The sequence below is a fragment of the Fictibacillus sp. 26RED30 genome (assembly GCF_015903845.1).
GTDB lineage: Bacteria > Bacillota > Bacilli > Bacillales > Fictibacillaceae > Fictibacillus > Fictibacillus phosphorivorans.
The window spans coordinates 1-1,081 of record NZ_JACZDV010000015.1 but is presented as its reverse complement, the minus strand read 5'-3'; the positions used below and the strand labels follow the sequence as shown (position 1 = coordinate 1,081).

Sequence of the window (1,081 nt, the reverse complement as noted above, 5' to 3'; positions counted from 1 at the left end):
AAAAATCATTTAAAAAATCTCTTGCTTTTAAGAATTACATAGAGTATAATTTTATCTTGTCGAGATAAAAAATAACTCGCTAATCTGGTCTAGTGATGATGGCAAAGAGGTCACACCCGTTCCCATACCGAACACGGAAGTTAAGCTCTTTAGCGCCGATGGTAGTTGGGGGTTTCCCCCTGTTAGAGTAGGACGTCGCTAGGCTAGATATAAAATGGAGGATTAGCTCAGCTGGGAGAGCACCTGCCTTACAAGCAGGGGGTCGGCGGTTCGAACCCGTCATCCTCCACCATTTATTCTTACTTGCCGGTTTAGCTCAATTGGTAGAGCAACTGACTTGTAATCAGTAGGTTGGGGGTTCAAGTCCTCTAGCCGGCACCATTTTGCACGAGCCATTAGCTCAGTTGGTAGAGCATCTGACTTTTAATCAGAGGGTCGAAGGTTCGAATCCTTCATGGCTCACCATTTATACACGCGGGTGTGGCGGAATTGGCAGACGCGCTAGACTTAGGATCTAGTGTCTTTGACGTGGGGGTTCGAGTCCCTTCACCCGCACCAATTTCCATTTGATAATTAAATAAGTTTGCGGAAGTAGTTCAGTGGTAGAATACAACCTTGCCAAGGTTGGGGTCGCGGGTTCGAATCCCGTCTTCCGCTCCAAAGTTATTGTTATTGTATGTGCCGGGGTGGCGGAACTGGCAGACGCACAGGACTTAAAATCCTGCGGTAGGTGACTACCGTACCGGTTCGATTCCGGTCCTCGGCACCACATACATGCGCCCTTAGCTCAGCTGGATAGAGTGTTTGACTACGAATCAAAAGGTCGGGAGTTCGAATCTCTCAGGGCGCGCCATGTTTTTTTACGGGAAGTGGCTCAGCTTGGTAGAGCACCTGGTTTGGGACCAGGGGGTCGCAGGTTCAAATCCTGTCTTCCCGACCATTATAACGAATATGTTATTTGGGGCTTTAGCTCAGCTGGGAGAGCGCCTGCCTTGCACGCAGGAGGTCAGCGGTTCGATCCCGCTAAGCTCCACCATTTTTCAGAAAATGTTTCTGACATTTTCTTTTTTATTGCAAAAAA

At 48.1% G+C, this 1,081-nt stretch carries 9 tRNA genes and 1 rRNA gene; all 10 read left to right on the top strand.

Features of this window, described 5'->3' with window-relative positions:
• Positions 1-88 precede the first annotated feature (88 nt).
• A 5S ribosomal RNA gene (gene rrf, locus IHV11_RS21040) occupies positions 89-204 on the top strand.
• Positions 205-216: 12 nt separating this feature from the next.
• Positions 217-292: transfer RNA gene (locus tag IHV11_RS21035), tRNA-Val, on the top strand.
• Between the two features lie 13 nt (positions 293-305).
• Positions 306-381: transfer RNA gene (locus IHV11_RS21030), tRNA-Thr, on the top strand.
• Between the two features lie 8 nt (positions 382-389).
• Positions 390-465: transfer RNA gene (locus IHV11_RS21025), tRNA-Lys, on the top strand.
• Between the two features lie 9 nt (positions 466-474).
• Positions 475-558: transfer RNA gene (locus IHV11_RS21020), tRNA-Leu, on the top strand.
• A 27-nt stretch (positions 559-585) separates the two neighbouring features.
• Positions 586-660, top strand: a tRNA-Gly gene (locus IHV11_RS21015).
• 20 nt (positions 661-680) lie between these two features.
• Positions 681-769 (top strand) — tRNA-Leu (locus IHV11_RS21010).
• Positions 770-776: 7 nt separating this feature from the next.
• Positions 777-853 (top strand) — tRNA-Arg (locus IHV11_RS21005).
• Positions 854-863: 10 nt separating this feature from the next.
• Positions 864-940 (top strand) — tRNA-Pro (locus IHV11_RS21000).
• Positions 941-960: 20 nt separating this feature from the next.
• Positions 961-1,036: transfer RNA gene (locus tag IHV11_RS20995), tRNA-Ala, on the top strand.
• Positions 1,037-1,081 lie beyond the last annotated feature (45 nt).